Annotated in this window: 25 protein-coding genes; 15 read left to right on the forward strand and 10 right to left on the reverse strand. The window is 58.9% G+C overall.

The window, feature by feature from the left end; translation table 11 throughout:
* Nucleotide 1: 1 nt before the first annotated feature.
* Nucleotides 2–1,921, reverse strand: a complete 1,920-nt coding sequence (locus tag RA28_RS01265) for an OmpA family protein (protein ID WP_039522863.1) — start codon at nt 1,919–1,921, stop codon at nt 2–4.
* Nucleotides 1,922–1,987: 66 nt separating this feature from the next.
* Nucleotides 1,988–2,950, reverse strand: a complete 963-nt coding sequence (gene ubiA, locus RA28_RS01270) for a 4-hydroxybenzoate octaprenyltransferase (protein WP_039522867.1) — start codon at nt 2,948–2,950, stop codon at nt 1,988–1,990.
* A gap of 12 nt (nt 2,951–2,962) precedes the next feature.
* Between ubiA and RA28_RS01275 the strand changes: the two genes are divergently transcribed.
* The 6 genes from RA28_RS01275 to pheS all read left to right on the forward strand — a co-directional run bounded on the left by RA28_RS01275 (nt 2,963) and on the right by pheS (nt 8,865).
* Entirely contained in the window at nt 2,963–3,688 is a 726-nt protein-coding gene (locus RA28_RS01275; protein WP_039522870.1) for a 16S rRNA (uracil(1498)-N(3))-methyltransferase, read from the forward strand.
* Nucleotides 3,658–4,533: a GNAT family N-acetyltransferase gene (locus RA28_RS01280; RefSeq protein WP_241481043.1), complete on the forward strand. Its 876-nt coding sequence runs from the start codon at nt 3,658–3,660 to the stop codon at nt 4,531–4,533. Before RA28_RS01275 ends, RA28_RS01280 begins: the two co-directional genes overlap by 31 nt.
* Complete coding sequence (locus RA28_RS01285; RefSeq protein WP_039522875.1) at nt 4,530–5,057, forward strand: hypothetical protein; 528 nt, start codon at nt 4,530–4,532, stop codon at nt 5,055–5,057. Before RA28_RS01280 ends, RA28_RS01285 begins: the two co-directional genes overlap by 4 nt.
* Nucleotides 5,058–5,122: 65 nt before the next feature.
* A complete protein-coding gene (locus RA28_RS01290; protein WP_039522877.1) occupies nt 5,123–6,493 on the forward strand; it encodes a glutamate--cysteine ligase in 1,371 nt (456 codons plus the stop codon).
* Nucleotides 6,494–6,641: 148 nt separating this feature from the next.
* The gene (locus tag RA28_RS01295; protein ID WP_039522880.1) at nt 6,642–7,712 is read left to right on the forward strand and encodes a Hint domain-containing protein; all 1,071 of its coding nucleotides are present in this window, start codon (nt 6,642–6,644) and stop codon (nt 7,710–7,712) included.
* Between the two features lie 79 nt (nt 7,713–7,791).
* Entirely contained in the window at nt 7,792–8,865 is a 1,074-nt protein-coding gene (gene pheS / locus RA28_RS01300) for a phenylalanine--tRNA ligase subunit alpha (RefSeq protein ID WP_039522885.1), read from the forward strand.
* 29 nt (nt 8,866–8,894) lie between these two features.
* On the opposite strand, the gene RA28_RS01305 is transcribed toward pheS, so the two are convergent.
* The gene (locus RA28_RS01305) at nt 8,895–9,278 is read right to left on the reverse strand and encodes a hypothetical protein (protein WP_039525483.1); all 384 of its coding nucleotides are present in this window, start codon (nt 9,276–9,278) and stop codon (nt 8,895–8,897) included.
* Between the two features lie 284 nt (nt 9,279–9,562).
* Here RA28_RS01305 and RA28_RS01310 point away from each other — a divergent pair, with 284 nt between their 5' ends.
* The 3 genes from RA28_RS01310 to RA28_RS01320 all read left to right on the forward strand — a co-directional run bounded on the left by RA28_RS01310 (nt 9,563) and on the right by RA28_RS01320 (nt 13,360).
* Nucleotides 9,563–10,357 (forward strand): alpha/beta hydrolase family esterase, encoded by a 795-nt coding sequence (locus RA28_RS01310; protein WP_152611985.1) that lies wholly within the window; start codon nt 9,563–9,565, stop codon nt 10,355–10,357.
* Nucleotides 10,358–10,435: 78 nt separating this feature from the next.
* The gene (pheT, locus tag RA28_RS01315; protein ID WP_039522888.1) at nt 10,436–12,832 is read left to right on the forward strand and encodes a phenylalanine--tRNA ligase subunit beta; all 2,397 of its coding nucleotides are present in this window, start codon (nt 10,436–10,438) and stop codon (nt 12,830–12,832) included.
* Between the two features lie 81 nt (nt 12,833–12,913).
* Nucleotides 12,914–13,360, forward strand: a complete 447-nt coding sequence (locus tag RA28_RS01320) for a YtoQ family protein (protein ID WP_039522891.1) — start codon at nt 12,914–12,916, stop codon at nt 13,358–13,360.
* 43 nt (nt 13,361–13,403) lie between these two features.
* On the opposite strand, the gene RA28_RS01325 is transcribed toward RA28_RS01320, so the two are convergent.
* Entirely contained in the window at nt 13,404–14,102 is a 699-nt protein-coding gene (locus RA28_RS01325; protein ID WP_039522893.1) for a glutathione S-transferase family protein, read from the reverse strand.
* A gap of 224 nt (nt 14,103–14,326) precedes the next feature.
* On the opposite strand from RA28_RS01325, the gene RA28_RS01330 reads away from it, so the two are divergent.
* Entirely contained in the window at nt 14,327–15,133 is an 807-nt protein-coding gene (locus tag RA28_RS01330) for a mechanosensitive ion channel family protein (RefSeq protein WP_039522895.1), read from the forward strand.
* 120 nt (nt 15,134–15,253) lie between these two features.
* Here the strand turns inward: RA28_RS01330 and ald are convergent, their stop codons facing one another.
* A complete protein-coding gene (ald, locus tag RA28_RS01335; RefSeq protein WP_039522896.1) occupies nt 15,254–16,372 on the reverse strand; it encodes an alanine dehydrogenase in 1,119 nt (372 codons plus the stop codon).
* A 136-nt stretch (nt 16,373–16,508) separates the two neighbouring features.
* Here ald and RA28_RS01340 point away from each other — a divergent pair, with 136 nt between their 5' ends.
* Nucleotides 16,509–16,967, forward strand: a complete 459-nt coding sequence (locus tag RA28_RS01340; protein WP_039522898.1) for an Lrp/AsnC family transcriptional regulator — start codon at nt 16,509–16,511, stop codon at nt 16,965–16,967.
* A gap of 188 nt (nt 16,968–17,155) precedes the next feature.
* A complete protein-coding gene (gene ppk2 / locus RA28_RS01345; RefSeq protein ID WP_039522900.1) occupies nt 17,156–18,073 on the forward strand; it encodes a polyphosphate kinase 2 in 918 nt (305 codons plus the stop codon).
* A gap of 50 nt (nt 18,074–18,123) precedes the next feature.
* Here ppk2 and RA28_RS01350 read toward each other — a convergent pair whose 3' ends face one another.
* Nucleotides 18,124–19,194, reverse strand: a complete 1,071-nt coding sequence (locus RA28_RS01350) for a CAP domain-containing protein (protein WP_039522902.1) — start codon at nt 19,192–19,194, stop codon at nt 18,124–18,126.
* Between the two features lie 292 nt (nt 19,195–19,486).
* Nucleotides 19,487–19,693 carry a 30S ribosomal protein S21 gene (gene rpsU, locus RA28_RS22365; protein ID WP_005614280.1) on the reverse strand — a complete coding sequence of 69 codons (207 nt, stop codon included), beginning with the start codon at nt 19,691–19,693 and terminating at the stop codon, nt 19,487–19,489.
* 111 nt (nt 19,694–19,804) lie between these two features.
* Here rpsU and RA28_RS01360 point away from each other — a divergent pair, with 111 nt between their 5' ends.
* Both RA28_RS01360 and RA28_RS01365 read left to right on the forward strand, forming a co-directional pair.
* A complete protein-coding gene (locus RA28_RS01360; RefSeq protein ID WP_039522909.1) occupies nt 19,805–20,497 on the forward strand; it encodes a COQ9 family protein in 693 nt (230 codons plus the stop codon).
* A gap of 64 nt (nt 20,498–20,561) precedes the next feature.
* Nucleotides 20,562–21,548, forward strand: a complete 987-nt coding sequence (locus RA28_RS01365) for an NAD(P)H-quinone oxidoreductase (RefSeq protein WP_039522911.1) — start codon at nt 20,562–20,564, stop codon at nt 21,546–21,548.
* A gap of 8 nt (nt 21,549–21,556) precedes the next feature.
* Here the strand turns inward: RA28_RS01365 and RA28_RS01370 are convergent, their stop codons facing one another.
* The gene (locus tag RA28_RS01370) at nt 21,557–22,414 is read right to left on the reverse strand and encodes a DUF2189 domain-containing protein (protein ID WP_039525488.1); all 858 of its coding nucleotides are present in this window, start codon (nt 22,412–22,414) and stop codon (nt 21,557–21,559) included.
* A 195-nt stretch (nt 22,415–22,609) separates the two neighbouring features.
* On the opposite strand from RA28_RS01370, the gene RA28_RS01375 reads away from it, so the two are divergent.
* Nucleotides 22,610–23,593 carry a quinone oxidoreductase family protein gene (locus tag RA28_RS01375; protein WP_039522913.1) on the forward strand — a complete coding sequence of 328 codons (984 nt, stop codon included), beginning with the start codon at nt 22,610–22,612 and terminating at the stop codon, nt 23,591–23,593.
* Between the two features lie 42 nt (nt 23,594–23,635).
* Here RA28_RS01375 and RA28_RS01380 read toward each other — a convergent pair whose 3' ends face one another.
* Entirely contained in the window at nt 23,636–24,169 is a 534-nt protein-coding gene (locus tag RA28_RS01380; RefSeq protein ID WP_039522915.1) for an outer membrane protein, read from the reverse strand.
* Between the two features lie 267 nt (nt 24,170–24,436).
* Nucleotides 24,437–24,913 (reverse strand): YHS domain-containing (seleno)protein, encoded by a 477-nt coding sequence (locus RA28_RS01385; RefSeq protein WP_039522917.1) that lies wholly within the window; start codon nt 24,911–24,913, stop codon nt 24,437–24,439.
* Nucleotides 24,914–25,081 lie beyond the last annotated feature (168 nt).

The following is a 25,081-nucleotide window of genomic DNA, read 5'->3' on the forward strand; positions in this document are numbered from 1 at the left end:
CTTACTGTTCCTCTGCATCCGTATCGGGTGCGTCCGTGTCCGATGGTTCGGCTTCTGCTTCTTCCGACCCGGCTTCGAGTGCTTCGAGCCCGGTTTCCGTCTGCGTCGTCGGCTCCGGGCGGATCAGCGTGAACTCGATCCGGCGGTTTTCCTCGCGCCCTTCCTCGGTGTCGTTGTCCGCGATGGGCTGGGTTTCGCCGTAGCCCACGGCGGTGTAGCTGGAGGTCGGGATGCGCCGGCCGCGCAGTTCATTCAGAATGGATTGGGCGCGGGCCTGGCTCAGTTGCTGGTTCATTTCCTCGCGCCCCTGACTGTCGGTATGCCCCTGAATCTCAAGCCTGATGGGGCCGCATTCGCGCAGAATATCGGCGATCCGATTGACCGTATCACGTGAGTCGGCTGCAATGGTGGCCGATCCCGGTTCGAATGCGATTTTGCTGCTGGTCTGAATATCTGCGATCTGTTCTTCGCATTGCTCGGGATCAGGCAGTGCGTCTTCGGGTTCAGGTGGCGCAACGTAGGTAATCGAGAGGTTGAAGTCCTGGGCGTCGCCCAATTGTTCGGACAGCTGACCGGTGATGCGCGCTTTCGCATCGGGGTCATGGCTAATGCCCGTCAGCTCGACCATTTCGGGGGTAACTGTCAGGGCGCCGTTGTGGAGTTGCGACAACGCATCTAGCCCGGCAAGAACGCGCACGGACCAGTCGGCGGGCAGATCGTCTACCACCCGCGTGGCCAAATAGACCTGTTCTGAACCGAACGCGGCCTGTGCAAAGCTGTCCACCATGTTCCGCAGCGATTCGTCGCCAAGGCGGCCGCGCAGCTGCACCAGACCTTCGGGGCTGCGGGTCGCGGTGAATTCAACCGGCCCCGATTGCTCCTCGGTTTCCGGTTCAGGCAAAACACCGTGCAGAACGAATACATCGGGGAGGGCTGTTTCCAACTCGCCTACAACTCGATCGAACAGCGCGGGGTCCGTGTTCTGCGCTGCCACCAATGTGATGTCGGCGTCAGACAGGGTTACGGTGCCGTATCCAAGTTGGGACAAGGCCTGAATGCTCAGTTGGGCCGCCGTGGCCCAGTTTGGTGACGGAACGCCAAGACCAATGGTGCAGGAATAGGGCCCGGTATGACCGGCGTTCTGCGCGGCCTCAATGATCTGATCCCGGGCGTCTTCATCCTGGGCCGAGCAGGCGTCGAATTGCCCGCCATCCTCATTGATCAGGTACCGAAGCGTAAATGGCGTGATCACGGGGCGCGGGGCGGAAATTGCCAGACCAATCCGAAGGCCCGGAGGCGCGGCGCGGCTGAGGTCTTGTTCAAGCCGCTCTTTTTCGTTCTGGCTGTCAGCAATTGCAGTGATGCGAACCAGACCGGGACTGGCCGATATCTTGGCACGGGGTAGATCTGACAGCGCCTTGATCGCAAAATCCAGCGCATCGTCCCAGCCTTTGGGCGCGGGGTAATCCGCGGTCTCCATCAAATCGGAAACCGGCACATCCGAGTCCAGGCTTTCCAACCGTGCCATCAGGGCATCCCGGTCCTCGCTGGTCGGAATCAATCCGATCAACGAAATACCCGAGTCGTTTCTCAGGATCTCGGCTGAGAATTTCGGAGGAGCCAGATTGGCGGTAGGCTCAACCTCCATCTCGTCGATAACGCGTGAGGTGTCGACCTCGGTTCCCGCCGCAGTCAGGGCGTTAAAGCGAATGGCCTCGTTCGGGGCGGTCCCGGTCAGGACAACACGCAGCCCGTCAGATTGTACCTCGGCCCAATCATGGCCCTGAAGGTCAAGCGCGCGGCGGACCGCCATTTCTGACGCGTCCTCGATTTTGCTGACTGCCAACCCTGCGCCTACAAGAGACAGCACTGCGGACACGGCAAAAATCAGGGCAACGGCAATCGCGTAGGGCAGGCGCATGAGGTGAATTGAGACTCCTAAGTCGTCTGGCCCCGGACTCATACAGACCCCAAGCCAGAGGTGCAATCAGAGCAAAAGCGCGACGCAAAGGAAGATAAGCGGAATAAGGCCGGTATCGCGGTTCGAGCGGAACAATTGCAGAAGTTTGCCGTTGTCTTCGGTGTCCAACCCGCGCAATTGCCACGCCATGTGCCACCCCATGGCCCAAGGTCCTGCCAGCGCTACGGCCAAGGCCAGAATCGACGCTTGGGGCAGTCCTGCATCTATGATGGCCAATCCCATCATGCCAACAGTCAGAACCAGAAAATACTTCAACCATCTGGCAGTGTCGGTGCCGAACAGCCGGGCGGTGGACTTCACCCCGATCAGTTCATCGTCTTCGGCATCCTGATGGGCATAGATCGTGTCGTAGAACAGTGTCCAGGCGATCCCGGACAGGTACAGAATCAGGGCTGGCCAGCCGATGTTGCCGCTGTGAGCCGCCCAGGCCAGCAATGCACCCCAGTTGAAGGCCAACCCCAAAAACGCCTGCGGCCACCATGTAAACCGTTTCGCGAAGGGGTAGATCGTGACGGGCAGCAGGGCCAATACCCCCATAGCGATGGCGGCTTGGTTAAAGGTCAGCAGGATCAGGAACGCCAGCAGGCATTGCAGGACCATCCAGATCACGGCCTGACGCACGCTCACCTGGCCCGAGGGGATCGGGCGCGACCGGGTCCGTTCGACCTTGCCGTCAATTTCACGATCTGTGATATCGTTCCAAGTGCAGCCTGCGCCACGCATCAGAAACGCTCCGATTGCGCATCCGATGGCGATCCACAGGTCCTCCCACCTGGGGTCGCCATCGCTCAGAATCGCAAGCGCCAGACCCCACCAGCAGGGTATCAACAACAGCCACGTGCCAATCGGGCGGTCCGCACGGCTCAACCGCAGGTAGGGCCTTGCGAAAATGGGCGCGTAAGAGTCCACCCAATTTCCGGTTACGGCATCGGCGACCTGACCGTCTGGTGTTGGGGCATTGCCTTGCATATGTAGTGTCTCATGAGTGCAAAGATCAGACTGTATGTAGAGCACGCTCTGGGTCAGGGGCAATCCGTAGAATTGACGCGCGACCAAGCCCACTACTTGTTCGGCGTTATGCGTCTGTCTGTTGGGCGTCGAGTGGCGGTATTTAACGGCCAAGACGGAGAGTGGCTGGCCGAGGTAGCCGAGGCCGGGAAACGTGGCGGCATGCTGACGTGCGTCGAACGCACAAGACCCTTGCAGCTGCCGCCCGATTTGTGGCTTTTGTTCGCTCCGATCAAAAAGGCACGAACAGATTTCATTGTCGAAAAAGCGGCTGAAATGGGCGCGGCCCGGATCATGCCGATCCAGACCGAGTTCACGAATTCCGAGCGTATCCGTCAGGACCGTTTGCAGGCGCATGCGGTTGAAGCCGCTGAACAATGTGGCGGCACCTTTGTGCCCGAGGTCGCGGAATTGCAGCGTCTTGATCGCGTCCTAGACGCATGGCCCGATCACCGCCAGCTGATGTTCTGCGATGAGGCCGAGGTTGGCTCTGCCCTGCGTCTGTCTGCAAACAACAAAGGTCAGCCTTGGGCCATTCTGATTGGCCCCGAGGGCGGGTTTTCTGAGCCAGAGCGCAAGCGTTTGAGCCGATTGCCCTATGCGCATGTGGTGAGCCTCGGCCCCCGCATCTTGCGCGCCGACACCGCCGCAGTTGCAGCGATGACCATGTGGCAGCAGGCCTTGGGGGATTGGGCGTGATGTGGCGCGCTGCGCAGGACAGCGATCTGCCAGCAATCAATGCGTTCTTGTCTGGACACATCCAGAGCTCGATGTTCCCGCTGACAAATCTGCGCGAGTTTGGATTGAACGGATCGCGTCCGCGCGCGTTGAAAGCATGGGTGCTGGGTGAGGCTCCGCGCGCTGTTTTCAGCATCACAAATGAAGGTATGGTGCTTCCGCAATGCCCCGATTGTACGGACCGGGAATTGACCGAGGCCATAGGACTGATCCGGGGTCAAGCGCTGTTCGGAATAGCGGGCGAGGCCGCGCAGGCACGGCAGATCATGCGCCTTGCCGGTTGGGATGATCGCCCCGCAACCCTGAACAGCGATGAACCGGGATTTACACTGGACCTCAACCAGCTTGTGATCCCCGATGCCAGAGATGCCGAACTGGTTCCGTTGGGTGATGTTGATCGTACTGTCACACAAGCCTGGCGGCGCAGCTATCTGATCGAAGCGATGGATTTCGAGCCGGAACGCGCGGAACAACAGGGAACCAAGGACATCGCGGCGTATATTGAGCGCAACACGCACAAGGTATTGCTGATCGATGGCCGCCCGGTTGGAATGACCGGGTTCAACGCGCGATTGCCCGAAACCGTACAGGTTGGGGGCGTCTACACGCCCCCTGATCTGCGCGGGCGCGGCTATGCCAAATTGGCAGTTGCGCTTCACTTGGCGGAGGCGCGTCGCGCAGGCGTGACCCGCGCGGTGCTGTTTGCGGCTTCCGAATCTGCGGCGCGTGCTTATATCGCTATTGGATTCAGACCTGCAGGACAGTATTCGCTGATTCTGTTCAAAAACCCAAAGGACCCGGCATGAGTTTCTTTCGACCCGAAGCCAAACTGGCCCTGTGGCGGTGGCGCGAGGTCCTGGTGGCCGGGTTTGTCCTGCTGTTGGGCTTCAGCTGGATCAGCGGCCCCGGTGGTCTGCTGGGTTGGATCGGGTGGGTCCTGGTGGTTGTTTCGATTGCGCTGGCCGTCATCGGCATCCAACGCGCCCGGTTCCGCACCGGTGCGGGGGGTCCCGGCGTTGTGTCCATTGACGAAGGTCAGATCACGTATTTGGGCCCTTTGGACGGCGGCATCGTTGCGACCCGTGAAATCGAGCGTCTGGCGCTTGATCCAACCTCCAGCCCGGCGCTGTGGGTGTTGGAACAACCGGGCCAGCCCGTCCTTCACATTCCGGTGAATGCTGAAGGGGCCGAGGCGCTGTTTGACGTCTTCTCTGCCCTCCCGGGCCTGAAAACCGAACAGATGTTGTCGGAATTAAACGGCGGGGCCGCGCATCCGGTGGTGATTTGGGAGCGTACGCCCTCGCGCCCCGCGCATCTCAGGCTGCATTGACACGGGCGCGGTTTACGCTCAGGACTGACCGTCAAGACAGACACATCAGGATCGGAGCACGGTTCATGTCCATCCCCCAGTCCGGCGGCGGACCGATCGAACGCCATGAACAACTGGCCGAATATCTGGAATCCGGGTGCAAGCCCAAAGCGGATTGGCGCATCGGGACCGAGCATGAAAAGTTCGGTTATTGCAAAGATACCCTGAAACCTTTGCCGTTTGAGGGGACGCGTTCGATCGTGGCCGTGCTTGAGGGGCTGCGCGACCGTCACGGCTGGGCTGAGGTGCGCGAGGCGGGTCACCTGATCGGCCTGGAAAAGGACGGTGCCAATGTCAGCCTTGAACCGGGTGGCGCGTTGGAATTGTCCGGTGCTCCGCTTGAGACGATCCACGAAACCTGCGACGAGGTGAACACCCATCTGCGTGAAGTGAAGGACATTGCCGACGAAATCGGTGTGGGCTTCATCGGACTGGGCGCGGCCCCGATCTGGACCCATGATGAGATGCCGTTGATGCCCAAAGGGCGCTATCGGCTGATGAATGACTACATGGAAGAGGTCGGCACCATGGGCCGGGCCATGATGCGCCGGACCTGTACGGTTCAGGTCAACATCGATTTCGGGTCCGAGGCTGACATGGTGCAGAAACTGCGCGTAGCACTGGCATTGCAGCCGGTCGCGACGGCGCTGTTTGCGAACTCTCCGTTCTTTGAGGGCAAGGTCAACGGTCAGAAAAGCTGGCGCAGCTATATCTGGCGGCATCTGGATGATGCGCGCACCGGGATGTTGCCCTTCGTGTTCGAGGACGGGTTTGGCTTTGAGCAATACGTGCAATATGCGCTCGATGTGCCGATGTATTTCGTCTACCGCGACGGTCACTATATCGACGCGCTGGGCATGTCGTTCCGCGACTTTTTGCAGGGCAAACTGTCCGCGCTGCCGGGTGAGACACCAACGCTTAGCGATTGGGCCGATCATTTGACCACCGCCTTCCCCGAGGCGCGAATCAAGAAATTCATGGAGATGCGCGGGGCCGATGGCGGGCCCTGGCGCCGCCTGTGCGCCCTGCCTGCATTCTGGGTCGGTCTGACCTATGATCAGGGCGCGCTGGATGCCGCCTGGGATCTGGTCAAGGGCTGGGATGCCGAAACCCGCGAGGCGTTGCGGGTCGAGGCCGCGAAGGATGGACTGCAAGCGCAGGTTGGCAACATCAACATGCATGATCTGGCGCGTGAGGTTGTCTCCATCGCAGATGCGGGCCTCGCCTCTCGCGCCCGTCCCGGTGCAGGCGGTCTGGTTCAGGATGAGACGCATTTCCTCAATGCGCTCAAGGACAGCATCGACACAGGCAAAGTACCGGCAGATGAGTTGCTGGACCATTACGCCGGCGACTGGCAAGGCGACCTGACGCGGGTCTATCCCGAATACAGCTATTGATCGGACATGTCTGATCGTTCGGTGCGGAAAATGTGACGCGCCCGCGCATCGCTGTTAGCTGATCATTTGCCGTTTTCTGCAACGCTGCTTGAAACCTGCGCTGCAACTGCGGTTAAGTTGACCCTAGGAATCTGCGAGTGAGAGAGCGATGGCCCGCATCAGTGAGCTTCACTACTCAAATGCCTATGCCGCCCAGACGGGTGTTGCAGAGTTTCTTGAGGTTTCGATCGGCTCATCAGAAGACCCGGCTGATTTCACGGTTTCGTTTTATCAGTCGAACGGTCAGGTCGGTATCGAAATCCCGCTTACCGATGTACCGGGCGCCCAGGTCTTTATTGACCCGGATAATAACGAGCAGATCTTTGTCATATCCGCCGACGATTTCCCGATCCTGCTGACGGACCCGGATGGCGGAGGATCGACCAATTACGAAGCATTCGCGCTGACCAACACCTCAACAAATGAGGTGATTGATTTCTATGATATTGGCGGCGGTACGCAGAACATCGTCGCCCAGAATGGGCTGGCTGCCGGGCAGACCTCGGTAAACCTGCCGGTTCTTGTCTCGCCGAACCAGACCACAACCTCGCTGCAATTCAACCAGCCCGACCCGGATACGTTGGTCTATGGCACCCTGTCACCCGGTGACAGCGGCGCGCCCTGTTTCACATCGGGAACACTGGTGGATACGCCGGATGGTCCGCGACGGGTTGAAACGCTGCGCCCCGGTGATCTGGTGCTGACCGTCGATCACGGCGCATGCCCGGTGCAATGGGTCGGGAATCGCACTGTTCGGGGGCAGGGCCGGTTTGCGCCGGTGCGTATTTCAGCCGGAAACTTGGGGGCGCAGACAGACATTTATGTCTCCCCGCAGCACCGGTTGCTGATATCGGGCTGGCAGGCCGAGCTGCTGTTCGGAGAGGATGAGATTCTTGTCCCGGCCAAATCCCTGATCAACGGCACAACCATCACGCAGACGCCCTGCGATATCGTGCGCTACGTGCACCTGTTCTTTGACCGGCATCAGTTGGTGACAACTTCCGGGCTGGTCTCGGAAAGCTTCTTTCCTGGCGCGCAGGCCGTGGCGGGGCTGGATGAAGCTGCCGCCGACGAACTGTTCGATCTGTTCCCTGAACTGCGCGAACATCCCGGCGTTTACGGCAACACGATCCGCCCTGTGCGCAGTGGCCCGCAGGTGGCGGTTCTGACCACAACCTGAATCGCCCCCTCTTGCTTTCGCAGGCTGCTGTGATAGCAGGTCCTGAACAGGATTCAGAAGGCCCGGAACGGGAAGCGTCATGGACGATCTTAAGACAAAATATCTGGGGCAGATTGCCGAGGCGGGCGACGAAAACGTTCTTGAGGCGATCCGCGTTGCCGCCGTTGGCAAAAAGGGTGAGGTCGCGCTGAAGATGCGCGAACTGGGCAAGATGACACCCGAGGAGCGTCAGGTCGCAGGTCCGGCGCTGAACGCCCTGAAGGATGAGATCAACTCGGCCCTGGCTGCCAAGAAAGCCGCACTCGCCGACGCCGCGCTGGATGAGCGTCTGCGCACCGAATGGCTGGATGTCACGCTGCCGTCGCGCCCGCACCGTCAGGGGTCGATCCATCCCGTCAGCCAGGCGACCGAGGAATTGACTGCGATTTTTGCCGAACTGGGTTTCTCGGTGGCCGAAGGGCCTCGGATCGAAACCGACTGGCACAACTTCGACGCCCTGAACATCCCCGGCCATCACCCCGCGCGGGCCGAGATGGATACGTTCTACATGCACCGCGCCGAGGGCGACAACCGCCCGCCGCATGTGCTGCGCACCCATACCTCGCCGGTTCAGATTCGCTCGATGGAGCTGCAAGGCGCACCGATCCGCGTGATCTGCCCGGGCGGTGTCTATCGCGCCGACTATGACCAGACCCACACGCCGATGTTCCATCAGGTCGAGGGGCTGGCCATCGACACCGATATCTCGATGGCGAACCTGAAATGGGTTCTGGAAGAATTCGTGAAGGCGTTCTTCGAGGTCGATGGCGTCGACCTGCGCTTCCGCGCGTCGCATTTCCCCTTCACCGAACCGTCGGCCGAGGTCGATATCCGCTGTTCGTGGGAAGGCGGTCAGCTGAAGATCGGTGAGGGCGACGACTGGCTCGAGATCCTCGGCTCCGGCATGGTGCACCCCCAAGTGATCGCCGCTGGCGGGATTGATCCTGAGGTCTATCAGGGCTTTGCCTTCGGCATGGGGATCGACCGGATCGCGATGCTGAAATACGGCATCCCCGACCTGCGGGCATTCTTTGACTCAGACTTGAGGTGGCTGCGCCACTACGGGTTCGCGGCACTGGACATGCCGAACCTGCATGGTGGTTTGAGTAGGTGAAAAAACTGGCGGTTGCCGTGGGGTGACCGCTACCAAGAATTCACGCCGATTTTTTGGTCTCCCTTGTAAACGTCAACCGATCGGGGAGAGGTTAAAACCCAAGTCTCGCAAACTTCATTGCCACCATCGATGCCCTTCCACTTTCGGCAGAATTGGTCACCTTTTATGGACCATGTTCCTTTCAAGCTGATTTCAGTGCCATCAACTGTTTTGGCCTTTCCGTTGCCCTTCCCGTTTTTATTTAGCTTTAACGAGCCACTGTAACCTTGACCTTCGCCTCCCAATTGGAGAGTTGCGCCATTTTTGAGAAGGTCAGTTAGTTGCGCTTCCGTCATCCCACCGGATGGAGCGGACGTTACAACGCTCGGAAGAAAAAACATCGACCAAATTACGGGCCAGGCAAGGTGTTTCATCATTTCACTCCTTAAATCTATTTTTTAGCGCGCTTGTGCCGCCCATTCCGTCGCGTTTTTTGCACGATCCATAACATCTCCAATCGACGATTTGATATCGTACCACGGTTGTTGCGAAAGCGCTAAATGCTTTGAAAGAGCGCTGGAGACAGCCGGCTTTGTGACTTGATCGGCCGCAGGGCGGGCTTCAGCCCGCCATGGGCGATGGATGGTTGCCGGGCTGAAGCCCGGCCTACACCAATATGTTATGTGACAGCGCGACGATGCTCGCTAGGGTCGGGCGCATGATGTATCGACTACTCTGCCTCTTCCTGCTGACCGCCACCCACGCCGCCGCGGTCGAGACCTGCCATGGCGATACCGCCTGTCAGGTCGGGGATCGCTCGTATCACGTGCTGGAACCGGACGGGTGGGACGGCGAAACGCCTCTGCCCGTGTTGCTGCATTTCCACGGCTGGGCGCGGCAGGGCGCCGTGGTCGTAAACCATGAACGTATTGCCGGGGCCACGAAGCTGCGGGGCGTGTTGCTGGTGGCACCGAACGGGCTGAGGAAAACGTGGGATTTCTGGACGTCAGACACAGATGACGTGGGCTTTGCCGATCAGGTGCTTGCCGATGTGGCGCTGCGCTATCCGATAGACCCCGAACGTATCTATGTCTCGGGCTATTCCTATGGCGGAGCAATGGCGTGGCGTTTTGTCTGTCAGTCGGGGAATGACACGACGGCTTTGCTGGCTGTTGCCGGATCAATCCGCCAAACCGAGGATTGCCCCCAAGCCCCGCGCGAGGTGCGGCACGTTCATGGAACAGATGACACGGTGATGGCTTTCCCGTTTGGACCCGACGGCGATACGACCTATCCGGTGGCCTTGTGGCGAGCCAAGTATGACTGCAACGGCGCGACGCCGCGCGGGGATTGGAGTGTTGAGCCCTTCCTGACGCTCACGCGCGTGGAATGGACCGATTGCGCAAATGGTCGGGTCACGCTCGACACCCATCCCGGGGGGCATTTCATACCCCACGGCTGGATCGGGCGCCAGCTGGACGAGCTTTTGGGCCGCATCCCCACCTATCCGTGAAGCACGGCGCTTGCACCCCGGCGCAATCTTTGCCATTGCCTGTGCCGACTGGATGTTTGCCCAAAAAGGCCCGTTGCAATGAAATTCACACTGTCCTGGCTGAAAGACCACCTCGACACGGATGCGTCGGTTGATGAAATCGCCGAAGCACTGACCGATCTCGGGCTCGAGGTCGAAGAGATCGTGAACCCGGCGGACCGGCTGGCGGGCTTTACGCTGGGCCGTGTGAAACACGCCGAAAAGCATCCTGACGCGGACAAACTGCGCGTCTGCACGGTTGCGACCGATGAAGGCGATCTGCAAATCATCTGCGGTGCCCCCAATGCGCGGGAAGGGATCACCGTCGTTGTCTGCAAACCCGGCATGTATATTCCGGGCCTGGACCTGACGATCAGCGTCGGCAAGATCCGGGGTGTCGAGAGCTTTGGCATGATGGCCTCGGAACGAGAGCTGGAGCTGTCGGACGAGCATGATGGCATCATCGAGCTGCCCTCGGGCGAGGTGGGCGACACGTTCGTCGACTGGCTGGCCGAGAATGAGCCGTCAAAGGTCGACCCGATGATCGAGATTGCAATCACGCCGAACCGCCCGGATGCGCTGGGCGTTGCGGGGATTGCGCGCGATCTGGCTGCACGCGGGTTGGGCAAGCTGAAGGAACGGGACTACGCGCCGGTGCCGGGTGATTTCGAAAGCCCGATCAAGGTAACGATCGACGAGGATACCCTGGACGGCGCGCCGCATTTCACTGGACGTCTGATCCGTGGCGTGAAAAACGGCCCCAGCCCGCAATGGTTGCAGGATCAGCTGAAGGCCATTGGGTTGCGCCCGATCTCGGCGCTGGTCGATATCACCAATTACATGACCTATGACCAGAACCGTCCGTTGCATGTGTTCGATGCCGACAAGGTGCAGGGCAACCTGCGGGTGCATCGTGCCAAGGGCGGTGAGACGCTGGTGGCGCTGGATGAGAAGGAATACACGCTACAGCCCGGCATGATGGTGATCTCGGACGACAATGGCCCGGAATCGATTGCCGGGATCATGGGCGGGGAAGAGACCGGTTGCACCGAGGAAACGGTGAACGTGTTCCTTGAAAGCGCGTTCTGGGATTATGTGCAGATCGCACTGACCGGTCGTGCGCTCAAAATCAACTCAGATGCGCGGTATCGGTTCGAGCGCGGCGTCGATCCTGAGTACACGCTGGAAGGGTTGGAGCAGGCGACCCAGATGATCCTTGATATCTGCGGCGGCGAAGCCTCGAATGTGGTTGAGGCGGGCAAGGCACCGGATCATGCGCGCGCCTACAGACTGGATGCGGCGCGGGTGCAGTCGCTGGTGGGGATGGATATCCCGGAAAGCGATCAGCGCCAGACCCTGACCCGCCTTGGGTTCCGTCTGGATGGCGAGATGGCGCATGTGCCCAGCTGGCGCCCCGATATCATGGGTGAGGCTGATCTGGTGGAAGAAGTCGCCCGGATTGCCTCCCTCACCAAGCTGCAGGGCAAGCCCTTGCCGCGCGTCAGCGACGGTGTCCCGAAACCTGTGATGACCGCAAGTCAGCGCCGTCAGTCGATGGCGCGGCGGACCTGTGCTGCGTTGGGGTATAATGAATGTGTTACCTATACATTCATCGATCAGCCCTCGGCGGCGTTGTTTGGCGGTGGTGATGCGGCGACGATGCTGGAAAATCCGATTTCCTCGGAGATGAGCCATATGCGCCCCGATCTTTTGCCGGGCTTGCTGCAGGCAGCCGCGCGCAATCAGGCGCGGGGCTATGCCGATCTGGCGTTGTTCGAAGTTGGGCCGGTTTTCCATGATGGGGAACCGGGCGAGCAAAGGACGCAGATCGCTGGCCTGCTGGTTGGCCGCTCCGGGCCGAAGGATGTGCAAGGTGCCTCGCGCCCCGTGGATGTGTTTGACGCCAAGGCGGATGTCGAGGCCGTGTTGGCCGCCATAGGCGCGCCAGCGAAGGTCCAGATCCTTCGGGATGGCGATGCGTGGTGGCATCCGGGCCGTCACGGCCGGATTTGCCTGGGACCCAAGAAAGTGCTGGGTGTGTTTGGGGAACTGCATCCGCGCATCCTGCAGGCGATGGACATCAAGGGCCCGGCCGTGGCCTTCACCGTTTGGCCGGAAGAGGTGCCGATGCCCCGTAAATCGGGCGCGACCCGCTCGGCGCTGGAACTGCGCGACCTGCAGGCGGTAGAGCGTGACTTTGCCTTTGTTGTTGATGCGGACGTCGAAGCGTTGACGTTGGTAAACGCGGCCGCGGGCGCGGACAAGGCGCTGATCGAAGATGTGCGCGTCTTTGATGAATTCATCGGGGGTAGCCTGGGTGAGGGCAAGAAATCGCTGGCCATCACCGTCAGGTTGCAGCCGTCAGAGGCGACGTTGAAGGAAAAAGATATCGAGGCCGTCAGCGCCAAGATTGTTGAGAAGGTTGCCAAGGCCACCGGCGGCACGCTGCGCGGCTGATCTGGTTTTCGCCTTCAGCGAGAGTATTTTTGAAAAGATGAAGGGGCGGGCGCGCCCCTTTTTTCGCAAGAGGAGGAAGAGATGCTGAAGGTATATTTGTCCGGTGAGATACATACGGACTGGCGCGAGCAAATCATTGCCGGGGCCGAGGGGCTGGATGTGGCGTTCAGCAGCCCGGTGACGGATCACGCGGCCTCGGACGATTGCGGCGTTGCGATCCTTGGGGCGGAGCCGAACAAGTATTGGCATGATCACAAGGGCGCGATGGTCAACGCAATCCGGACCCGCAAGGGAATTTCAGATGCGGACATCGTCGTTGTGCGGTTCGGCGACAAGTACAAGCAGTGGAATGCGGCCTTTGATGCGGGCTATGCGGCGGCATTGGGGAAGTCGGTTATTGTGTTGCATGGCCCCGACCATCAGCATGCCTTGAAAGAGGTTGACGCCGCAGCGCTCGCAGTTGCGGAAGAGCCCCGGCAAGTCGTTGAAATCCTGAAATATGTTCTGACCGGTCAATTGCCGGGCTGACCTCCGCCTTTTTAATGGGGCGGAGATCTGGGTGAGCTCTGGATCAGTCCCGAGGGGGAGTGACCAGACCCTTTTGAACTGCGGGCCGTTCGAGAAAACGGTCCAGATAGGCGACCAGGTTGGGATGGTCGTGCCAGCCGACAACCTCATGGGCGCCATAGAACTCCAGCCCGCGCAGCCAGGGCGCGATGGCGATGTCGGCGATCGAGTATTCGCCGGCGATCCAATCCTGTCCTTCCAGTTGCTGGTTCAGAACGTTCAACAGCCGTTGAGCCTCGTTGATATAGCGGTCGCGGGGGCGCGGGTCTTCGATCTCGCGTCCGGCGAACTTGTGGAAGTACCCAAGCTGACCCAGCATCGGACCCAAACCGCCCATCTGGAACATCAGCCACTGGGTGATGCGGTGCCTGTCGGCGTCGGAATTGCCGATCAGAGCGCCGGTCTTTTCGGCAAGATACAACAGGATGGCACCGCTTTCGAACAATGCCAACGGCTGCCCGTCCGGTCCATTTGGGTCAATGATTGCCGGGATTTTGTTGTTGGGGTTGAGAGACAGGAACTCGGGGCTTTTGACATCGGCGTCAGCCAGCGTGACCTTGTGGGCCTCGTACGGCAGGCCGGTTTCCTCGAGCATGATGGAAACCTTGACCCCGTTCGGCGTCGGGAAGGAATACAGCTGTATCAGGTCGGGGTTTTTCGGTGGCCACTTGTCCATTATCGGGAAATGCGTTGCATCCAGCATGTGAAGCTCCTGTATCGCAGACGGGTTTTGCTGAGTTTGGCAATTCCTGGCGGCATTGTCAGTGATTTGACTGTGCATCACCGGTCAAGGCCTGTTTGCTCAGGAACACTTGGGGGGAAATCCCCGAAATCCAACCCCTAGACCCGAAAGTCGTTTTGGAACACACTTTCGTCCAGTCCCTGCGCGTTCTGCGCGGGTTTTCTAGTGCTGTAAAGGAGACGCGTGTGGAAGACGTCGTAACACAGGTGGGCGCGTTCGGCCCGCTGATCGCGAGCGCCATCAAGGCGCTCATCGTTCTGGTTGTTGGTTGGATCGTTGCGGGCGCATTGAGTGGCATCGTGCGCCGCCGCATCAATGCGACGCCTCATATCGACCCGACGCTTGGGAACTTTGTGGCAAGCCTTGTGAAATGGGTCCTGCTGGCCATCGTTTTTGTCGCGGTCCTGGGCATCTTTGGGATCGAGGCGACCAGCGTTGTCGCCATTCTGGGCGCGGCATCCCTGGCTATTGGTCTCGCGCTGCAAGGCACGCTCAGCGATCTCGCATCGGGCGTGATGCTGGTGGTGTTCCGACCCTACAAGCTGGGCCAATACGTGGACATTGGCGGAACGGCGGGGACGGTCAAAGACCTCAACCTGTTCACCACTGAGTTGGTCACGCCCGACAACGTCCAGATCATTGTGCCGAACGGTCAGGCCTGGGGATCGGTGATTACCAACTTCTCGGCCCACGATACGCGCCGGGTCGATCTTGTGTTCGGCATTGACTATGGCGACAGCGCGGACGACGCGATGAAGATCATTCTGGATGTGGCCAAAGCCGATGACCGTATTCTGGGCGATCCCGAGCCTTGGGTGCGTGTAACCAATCTGGGAGACAGTTCGGTCGATCTGACCGCGCGCCTATGGTGTCAGGCTGCAGATTACTGGGACGCAAAGTTCGACCTGACCAAGGCCATCAAAGAGGCGTTTGACGCCAAGGGCATTTCGATTCCCTATCCACATTCAGTGGAAATTCACAAGGAGGGGTGAGAACGCCCGTGAGAACGGGTATTGGAAATGCCCTGTTCTGGTTAGATCTGGCGCAGCTTTTGCCGCGCCAGATTTGGTGTTTTTGGTCTTCAAAAGCGACGTTCTGCTGAGCGCCAAGCTCTAGGATTTGATCACCACGTTTGGTGAAACCACGTCGATGCCAAGTGCCTTGCCAACTGCGTAGTACGTCAACTGACCGGCATGGACGTTCAGGCCCGCCAACAGATGGGGGTCGTCCTGACACGCCTGTTTCCAACCTTTGTCCGCCAGAGACAGCAGAAACGGCATCGTTGCGTTGCCCAAGGCGATGGTCGACGTACGCGCAACGGCACCGGGCATGTTGGCTACGCAATAGTGCATGATCCCGTCGACGTCGTAGATCGGGTCGGCATGGGTTGTCGCCCTGGAAGTTTCAAAACAGCCGCCCTGATCGATTGCGACGTCAACAAGCACCGCGCCGGGTTTCATGGTGGAAAGCTGGGCGCGCGTGACCAGTTTCGGTGCTGCGGCCCCGGGGATCAGAACCGCACCAATGACCATATCGGCGTCCTGAATCAATTCCGCCGTCGCGCCTGCGGTCGAGTATTGGTTCTTGAAGCGCCCGCCAAACACGTCATCCAGATAGCGCAGGCGTGGCAACGAGCGATCCAAAACGGTGACATCCGCGCCCATGCCGGCGGCAACCTGCGCGGCGTGTGTGCCAACGACGCCTCCGCCGATCACAACGACTTTTGCCGGTCCAACACCAGGAACGCCGCCCATCAGGACACCGCGTCCGCCATTGGCTTTTTGCAATGTCCATGAACCAACCTGCGGGGCCAGGCGACCGGCAACCTCGGACATGGGGGCCAGCAACGGCAGGCCGCCATTGTCGTCCGTTACGGTTTCATAGGCAATCGCGGTACAGCCAGACGCAAGCAGATCGTGGGTTTGGTCCGGGTCGGGCGCCAGATGCAGGTAGGTGAACAGAAGCTGGCCTTCGCGCAACATCTTGCGCTCAACGGCTTGGGGTTCCTTGACCTTGACGATCATGTCGGCGGTGGCAAAGACCTCTTCGGCCGTATCCACGATGCGCGCGCCCGCAGCGGTGTAGGCGTCATTGTCAAAGCCAGAGCCCATCCCGGCATTTGTCTCGATGATGACCTCATGACCGCGCGCCACCGCTTCGCCGGCGGCATTCGGTGTCATGCCGACGCGGAATTCCTGAGGTTTGATTTCCTTTGGGCAACCGATTTTCATTGGGAGTCTCCGTTCACAAACTGCCTAAATTATGTGCAGAATCCGGCGCAATTTTTGTGAAACCCTGCTTGAAAAGTACCTGATGGACAGGAGATTATCCGAAAGAACCGAGTTTTCATGCAACGAGTGTGCGCAAATGAGTTTAGATGCAACGGATCGTAAGATTCTGGCTGCCCTTCAGCGCAAAGGCCGGATGTCCAATGCCGAGTTGTCCGATCAGGCCAACCTGTCGCCCTCGGCCTGTCATCGGCGGGTGCAGCGACTGGAGGCTGAAGGCTATATCAGGGACTATGTCGCTTTGCTGGATGCACGGAAACTCAAGGTTCCGACAACCGTATTTGTTGAGATCACCCTGCAGGGGCAAGCCGAAGAGGTGCTCGAAGCTTTCGAAAAGGCGGTTGCCCGAATTCCCGACGTGCTCGAATGCCACCTGATGGCGGGTACGGCGGATTACATTCTGAAGGTTGTCGCCGAAAACACCGAAGACTTTGCCCGTATTCACCGCCAATATCTGTCGCGCCTGCCCGGCGTTGCGCAAATGCAAAGTTCATTCGCCTTGCGCACCGTATTCAAAACCACCGCACTGCCGGTCTGACATCTTGGGGTTGCGTCAATTCTGACGCTTGTATCCTGACCCGGCTGCGTTCACATTTAGGTCTTGGCGTTCGTGTTTGAATTCTTGACCTGCGGGAAGGTTGCACGCGGGTCTCGGCCCTTTTTGACACCTCATTTTTACACGACGTCGATACGGTCCGAACCCGAAAAAACGATAAGGAGCAGACCTTGGCACATGACATAAACGACGCTGCGCAGGACTGGTTGGAAGCCGAGCTGGAAGACACGCTGGACGAAGATTTCGAGATCGAGTTCAACGAGCCGATGCTGTCGATGGAGATCCGCAAAATCTACAAGGCGCAGCATCCCGATATGCTGGACCGCAAGGTGTACTTCCGCAACCTGTTGCGCCTTCAGGCCGAACTGATCAAGGTTCAGGACTGGGTGCAGCACACCGGTGCCAAAGTCTGCATTTTATTCGAAGGCCGCGACAGCGCAGGCAAGGGGGGCGTGATCAAACGGATCACTCAGCGCCTGAACCCGCGTGTTGCCCGTGTCGTTGCGTTGCCCGCACCCAGCCGTCGCGAGCAAAGCCAGTGGTATTTCCAGCGCTATGTACCGCACCTGCCCGCAGCGGGCGAAATCGTTTTGTTCGACCGGTCCTGGTACAACCGGGCCGGGGTTGAGCGTGTGATGGGGTTTGCATCGGAAAATCAGGTTGAACAGTTTTTTCAGGACGTTCCCGAGTTCGAGCGGATGTTGGTCCGGTCTGGGATCATCTTGCTAAAATACTGGTTCTCGATCACGGATGAAGAACAGCAGTTGCGGTTCCTGATGCGCATTCATGATCCGATGAAGCAGTGGAAGCTGTCGCCGATGGACTTGGAGTCCCGCATACGGTGGGAGTCTTACACAAAGGCCAAGGAAGACATGCTTTTCCGCACAAACATCACCGAAGCGCCTTGGTATATCGTCGAGGGAAATGACAAGAAACGCGAGCGTTTGAACTGTATCGAGCACTTGCTGACCCGTATCCCTTACGAGGATGTGCCTCAGGAAAAGGTCAACCTGCCGGACCGTCGATATAACCCGGAATACGAGCGGCGTGTTCTGCCGGACGATCTGTACGTTCCAAAAGTCTATTGATCCAAAGATCAAAGTGACGCGGGGCCATTGGCCCCGCACCTTCGTCTTTCTTACACGAAATCAAATCCGCAGGTCGTGTCGAAGAACGGCACACAGCAGACATCGTCGGTTGTATCTTCAGCTACGTCGATATCCGTCTCAATGATGTCGTCGTCCGAGAAGTCGAATCTGAAAGTGAATTCAAATTCGTTTGCACCAGAAGCCGGATCGTCCTGCTCGGGTACATTCCAGTCGAATTGATCAAAGCGCGCCTGAAGGGCGGTGACAAAAGCCTCGATCTCGGCCAGAAAACCTGCGACGTCGAATTCCACAACGTCTGGAGTGTCCTCTTCGACGGGTTCGGCGACGTCTTCTTCGATTGGATCGTCCACATCCTCGACGGGTTCGGCGACGTCTTCCTCGATGGGCTCGTCCACGTCCTCGACGGGTTCGGCGACGTCTTCCTCGATGGGCTCGTCCACGTCCTCGACGGGTTCGGCGACGTCTTCCTCGATGGGCTCGTCCACGTCCTCGACGGGTTCGGCGACGTCTTCCTCGATTGGCTCGTCCACGTCCTCGACGGGTTCGGCGACGTCTTCCTCGATGGGTTCTTCAACATCCTCCACCGGCTCAGAGACGTCTTCCGCAAGCGGCATCGGAACCGGGTCCGATGCAGGAACGCCATCATCCAGAATCACATCAGCGCTGGTCGCAGCAAAGTTCTGGGTAACCATGATGGCGTCATACCCTTGCATATCGCCGGTCTCGATGCCGATACCGATGTATTTGAAGTCCGGGTTCAGAATGTTGGCGCGGTGGCCGGGGCTGTTCATGAGGTTTTCGTGCAATTGCGCGACATCGTCGCTGATGCCGGGTGCACCGCGTTCGGACTGCCAGGCGATGTTTTCGCCCGTGCGCCAGCTTCCTTCCAGATCAAACCCGGCTGCTTGCATGCGCTGGGTTGCAGATGATCCGCCCGCGCCCGTGTGGCTGAACCTGTCCGTGTCCAGCATCCAGGCACTATGGTCCTCGGACGAGTCGTTGAGTTGTGTCTCCAGTTGTAGGGGGTCCAGTCCGCGGGATGTGCGCTCTTGGTTGATGAGCGCCAGCATTTCCCGTTCGACTGCGCTTGCTGTCGACATTTTTGCCTCCGTTTTGGTTTATGTCTGTAACAGACGCCGCCAGTTACAAGTGAGGCACCAAGGGCGAAAAGAGGCACGCGTAATCCAAGCGGGTTTTGGCATGGAGGTGCTGCCAGACCTGATTCGCTGCGCTGCAATATGCCGGTCCAAACGGGTGTCGCAGCGCTCGGCAGTTTACCGCACAGAATTGTCCGCAAATAGGCAGGATGTCTCAGGGGTGGAAACGACAAACCCCCGGGCGATGCCTCGGGGGTCGTCAAATAGTGTCATCCAAAGCTGGACGAGTGAGGTTTTAGAGCAAACCTTCGCGCTGTGCTTTCTTACGTGCCAGTTTACGGGCACGGCGGATCGCTTCAGCCTTCTCGCGCGCTTTCTTCTCGGACGGCTTCTCGAAATGTTGCTTAAGCTTCATCTCACGGAACACGCCTTCGCGCTGCAGCTTTTTCTTCAGGGCACGAAGCGCCTGATCGACATTGTTGTCGCGAACACTAACCTGCATGTGGTTGTCACCACCTTTCTAGATAGAGTTGCAAGGAAATTGCAGGAAGTGGCCGTATAGCAAAGCGCACCTATCTTGTCTAGTACTGGGCCCGAGAACCGGAGAACCGCCATGACCGTGACCTACGAAGACGCCAAAGAGAAACTATTGGACGCCATGCTGGACCACGTCCCCTTTGACGGCTGGTCTGAAACCAGCTTTCGTGCGGCCATTGCCGATTGCGATATCGACGACGGGTTGGCCCGCGCCATCTGTCCGCGTGGGGCGGTTGATTTGGCGCTGGCATTCCATGCGCGCGGTGACACCGAGATGCTGGAACGCATCAAGTCCGAGGATCTAAGCGGGCTGAAATTCAGAGACAAGATTGCGGCGGCGGTGCGGTTTCGACTGCAGGCCGTGCAGGACAAGGAGGCGGTACGCCGAGGAATGACATTGTTCGCTTTGCCGTCTCACGCGGCGGATGGGGCCAAGGCTATTTGGGGTACCTGCGATCAGATATGGGATGCGTTGGGCGATACCTCGGATGACGTGAACTGGTACACCAAAAGGGCGACGCTTTCCGCAGTGTACTCTTCGACGCTGCTGTATTGGTTGGGCGACGACAGTCCGGATCATCAGAAGACGTGGGAGTTTCTGGATCGCCGTATCGAAGGTGTCATGCAATTCGAGAAACTAAAGTCGCAGGTCAACGAAAATCCGCTGCTCAAACCGTTCCTGACTGTTCCCAACTGGCTGGCGGGTCAGATCAAGGCGCCTGTGCGTATGCGCGCGGATTTGCCAGGGATGCTGAACCCGCGTAAGTGAGCGCCACTTGCGTCTGGGCCTTTTCCCAATCGCCTGTTAGGACTTGGGCAAAGGAGAACTGCCCATGCCCCAAATGATGCGCGCTGTCGAGATTACCACGCCGGGCGGTCCGGATGTTTTGCAGCTGACCGAGCGTTCGGTGCCCGAGCCGGGTCATGGTCAGGTTGTCATCAAAGTCGCCTATGCCGGGGTGAACCGCCCGGACGCTCTGCAGCGTGCCGGGGCCTACGATCCACCTCCGGGTGCCAGCGACCTGCCGGGGCTTGAAGCGTCTGGCGAGATCGTTGCCGTCGGCGCCGGGGTTGATGGGTATGCGCTGGGGGATCAGGTCTGTGCCCTGTTGCCGGGTGGCGGATACGCCGAATATGTCGCGACACCTGCCGCACATTGCCTGCCCGTACCCTCAGGTATGAGTTTGAAAGAGGCCGCTTGCCTGCCCGAAACCTTCTTCACTGTCTGGTCCAACGTCTTTACGCGCGGTGGATTGAAAGCAGGCGAACGGTTTTTGGTTCACGGTGGCTCCAGCGGGATTGGCACAACGGCCATCCAGTTGGCGCATGCTTTTGGTGCGCGGGTATTTGCAACCGCCGGTTCAGACGACAAATGTGCGGCTTGCGTCGAATTGGGGGCCGAGAAGGCCATCAATTACAAGCAAGAGGATTTCGTGGCTGCATTGCGCGCTGAAGGCGGGGCAAATCTGATCCTCGACATGGTTGGCGGCGACTATATCCCGCGCAATATCAAGGCTCTGGCGGACGATGGCCGATTGGTTCAAATCGCCTTTTTGCGCGGCCCGGTGGTTGAAATGAATTTTGCGCTGATGATGGTGAAACGCCTGACTCTGACCGGCAGCACGTTGCGGCCCCAAAGCGATCTGGCAAAGGCGAAAATTGCGCAGGATTTGCGCGAAGCCGTTTGGCCTTTGCTGGAGGCCGGGAAGGTCGCACCCGTGATGGACAGCGAGTTTGAGTTGGCCGCGGCCGCCTCAGCGCACGCGCGAATGGAAAGCTCAGGCCATATCGGCAAGATCGTCCTGAAGGTGTCGGACTAAGCGCAGCTTCAGGCGACGGCCCGTCGATACAGGTGCCATGTGGCATGGCCCAGAACAGGCATGACCACGATCAGGCCCAGCAGCATGGGGATCGCGCCAACAACCAGCATGGCCGCGACAACAAAACCCCAAGTCAGGATGACGCCGGGGTTATGCCTTAGCACACGTACCGAGGTCACGACGGCAACCGGCAGTCCGACTTTTCTGTCCAGCAATAGCGGGAAACTGACGACGCTGATGGCCAGCGCCATCAACGCGAACAGAAAACCGATCGTCGTACCGATTACGATCATCGCCCAACCAGCACCGGTTGTGAAAACCTCTGCCGCGAAACTGCCGAAAGAGGCTGGCGGTTCGGGGCCGAGCGTTTGTGCATAAAGGCTCTGCGCCACCATCAACCAGATCAACAGCAGCATGACCAGATAGAATCCCAGGGCCAAAATGGCTCCGAAGGATGGTGATCGGAAAACGCCCAAAGCATCAAGCCAGTGCACTTCGGCGCCTTGTTCTCGTTTACGGCTGATTTCATAAAGTCCGACGGCGGCAACAGGCCCAATCAGCGCGAAACCGGCGATCAACGGGGCCAGCAGGGGCACCATGTCCATGTTCAAGCCGATGCCGAACATCAAAAGCCCGGCAATTGGGTAAATGAGGACGATAAAGATCGCATCGGCGCGGGTTTCCAGAAAGTCGTGATAGCCTGCCAAGAGGCAGGCGCGCAGATCTGAGATCGTCAGGGTCTGCACAACAGGCATTTCGTGGGTTTCCGAACTGCCCACCGTTGATACGCTTTCCGCAATATGTTCGCTGGTCGCCCCGAGGTTTCGAGCGGCCCAGCTGATTGGATTACCGATCGTTTTGTCCATGATCATCCCCTTCCCTGGCATGGCTGCGCCACGGGGTACATCCGGTAATCTGAGTTCGTAACCGGATGATCCGGCAACGCCTACACATAGTATAGCACAGTTTTGCGCCCAAGTCCGCTGATGCTCGTCTCACCGAATGGATTGCCCTGTTTCGCAGTCGTGATAGCTTGGCCAAAAGCCTTCAGGGAGAGCACAATGCAGCAGACGGCACGTACCGTAGTCATACATGAGACCGGCGGCCCCGAGGTATTGAAGATCGAGGACCGTCCGGTCGGTGATCCGGGGCCGGGTGAAATCCGCATCCGTCATCAGGCCTGTGGATTGAACTTCATAGATGTGTATCAGCGCAGCGGTCTGTACCCGCTGGATCTTCCGCATGCTCTGGGTATGGAGGCGGCTGGCGTTGTCGAGGCAGTTGGCGAAGGCGTCACCCATCTAAGCCCCGGCCAACGCGCGGCATATGCAGCAGCCCCTCCGGGTGCCTATGCCCAAGCTCGGGTTATGCCCGCGGCGCAGGTTTGCCCGCTGCCCGAAAGCATTTCGTTCCGCACCGCTGCAGCGATGATGTTGAAAGGTCTGACAGTCGAGTACCTGTTTCATCGAACGACGCCGCTCAAGCGGGGCGATACGGTCCTGTTTCACGCCGCGGCGGGTGGTGTTGGTCTGATCGCTTGCCAATGGGCCAAATCCGAGGGCATCACACTGATCGGAACCGCCGGGACCGACGAAAAATGCAGCCTCGCCCAATTCAATGGTGCGGCGCATTGCATCAACTACCGGACCGAAAATTTCGCCGAGCGTGTTGCCGAAATCACGGGCGGCAAGGGTGTGGATGCGGTGATGGACTCTGTGGGTGCCGACACCTTTGAAGGGTCTCTGGATTGTCTGAAGCCACTGGGAATGATGATTTCCTTCGGCAATGCGTCTGGGCCGGTCCCACCGGTGGATCTTAGCCTTTTGGCTCAAAAAGGATCACTCAGGCTGACGCGGCCAACCTTGTTTACCCACATCTCGGATCCCGTGGTCTGTCAGGCGATGGCGCGGCGGTTGTTTGGCAAGGTCGATGGGAAAGAGGTCAAGATTCATGTCGACCAACAGTTCCCACTGGAAGAGGTCGCGGATGCCCATCGCGCTTTGGAAGCGCGGCAAACTACGGGCAGCACCATATTGGAGCTTTAAAGAATTCGGCCCCGGCGGGTTGCGCCGGGGCCGTTGACCCGATCAGAAGCGATAGGCCGCGCGGACCTGGAAAGTTGTTGCATCCACGTCCACACCACTTGAATTGAAGTTGTTGAATTCGTGGTAAAGCACTTCACCAGCAACGCTGATGTTCGGGGCGACGATCTGCTCATAGCCGGCACCGATGAACCAGCCATTGTCGCTGCCCAGATTGTCTGTTCCGGCCTCTGCATAACCACCGGTTCCGTAGAGCAACCCTTGCGGATTGACCTTGTATCCGGCCCGGGCCTTGATGCGCCAGACGTCTTCGATCGTAGCCGCGCCAGACAGGTCGATATCCGACCAGTCGTAGTCAAAGCCGCCACCGACGACCCAATCGCCCAAGTCGTAGTCGTAACCCAGAATGATACCGCCGATCGCGCCGTCGCCGTCAACGCCCGACGCGTTGGTGTCCGCATCGGCATAACCGAACTGACCACCACCGTAGAACCCGGTCCAGTCGCCAGATGCTTGTGCCATTGCCGAGCCTGCCGCCAAAGTCGCGACAGTGGTGACGATAGCCAATTTTCCTGTCATCTTTTATTCCTTTCATAAGCGTTGCGAAATGACCGCCTTGTGTCCAAGACGCGCATCGCATGCGGTTAATCCGCCCAGGGGGCTGGATTTCTGGTGGATTGGTTTCTCCGTACCAAGAGCATCGCCGCCCACTCGAGCTGGCGGCGATTGGTCCATTTTTTGCTGGACGCTTGTTGTGAAACACGATGTAGGAACGCGGAAATTGCCTTTCAAATTAAATCGGCGACAGGAATGGACCCGTCGCCGAAATTCGCCTTGATCAGCGGATTATTGCTGCTGCAGTTCTGCCGGGCTCTTGTCCGCAATGGTTTCCCAATTGGTGCTGGCCTGTTCGATAAAGCCCGGAATGTCGCCTTCCCAACGCTCCTGAATGTCTTCCGACAGGTTCAGGTAAAGCGTGTTGTCCACGATCTTCCAGTGGTTCGGGTCGCCGTCAAATTTGAAGCCCATTGCGGCGCCGAACGCACAGTATCCGCCGTATGCAGGCAGGTAGGCTTCGGGGTTTTCCTCAAACGCTGCTTTGTTCTCTTCCGTCGCAAACCGGTACATCGCGTCGTTGTGCAGCGCGGTGATGCGATAGTCGCCTTTGGTCGGCTCGCCCTCGGTGAAGTATGCAACCGGGTCGTAGCCTTGCAATGCCAGACCGGTCGAGCTTGCATTGAGTTCTACGCCCGCAGCAAGGGTCGAGCTTGCAATGGCAACAGAAAGCGCAACGCCACCAATGATGGATTTTATCTTGTTCATGGTATTCACCTTTCGTGAACAGAGCCGTTTTCGGACATCTGAATACTGTCCCTACGACCCGGATTGTTGTTCGTGCAGCCGGTAATTGGCCGTCACAGAACCCGAGTTGGGAAACGCTGTGATCACGTTCAAAGCAATCAATTGTGATTGTGCTGTGGCGAACGAAAG

The organism is Ruegeria sp. ANG-S4 (assembly GCF_000814005.1).
Classification (GTDB): Bacteria; Pseudomonadota; Alphaproteobacteria; order Rhodobacterales; family Rhodobacteraceae; genus Ruegeria.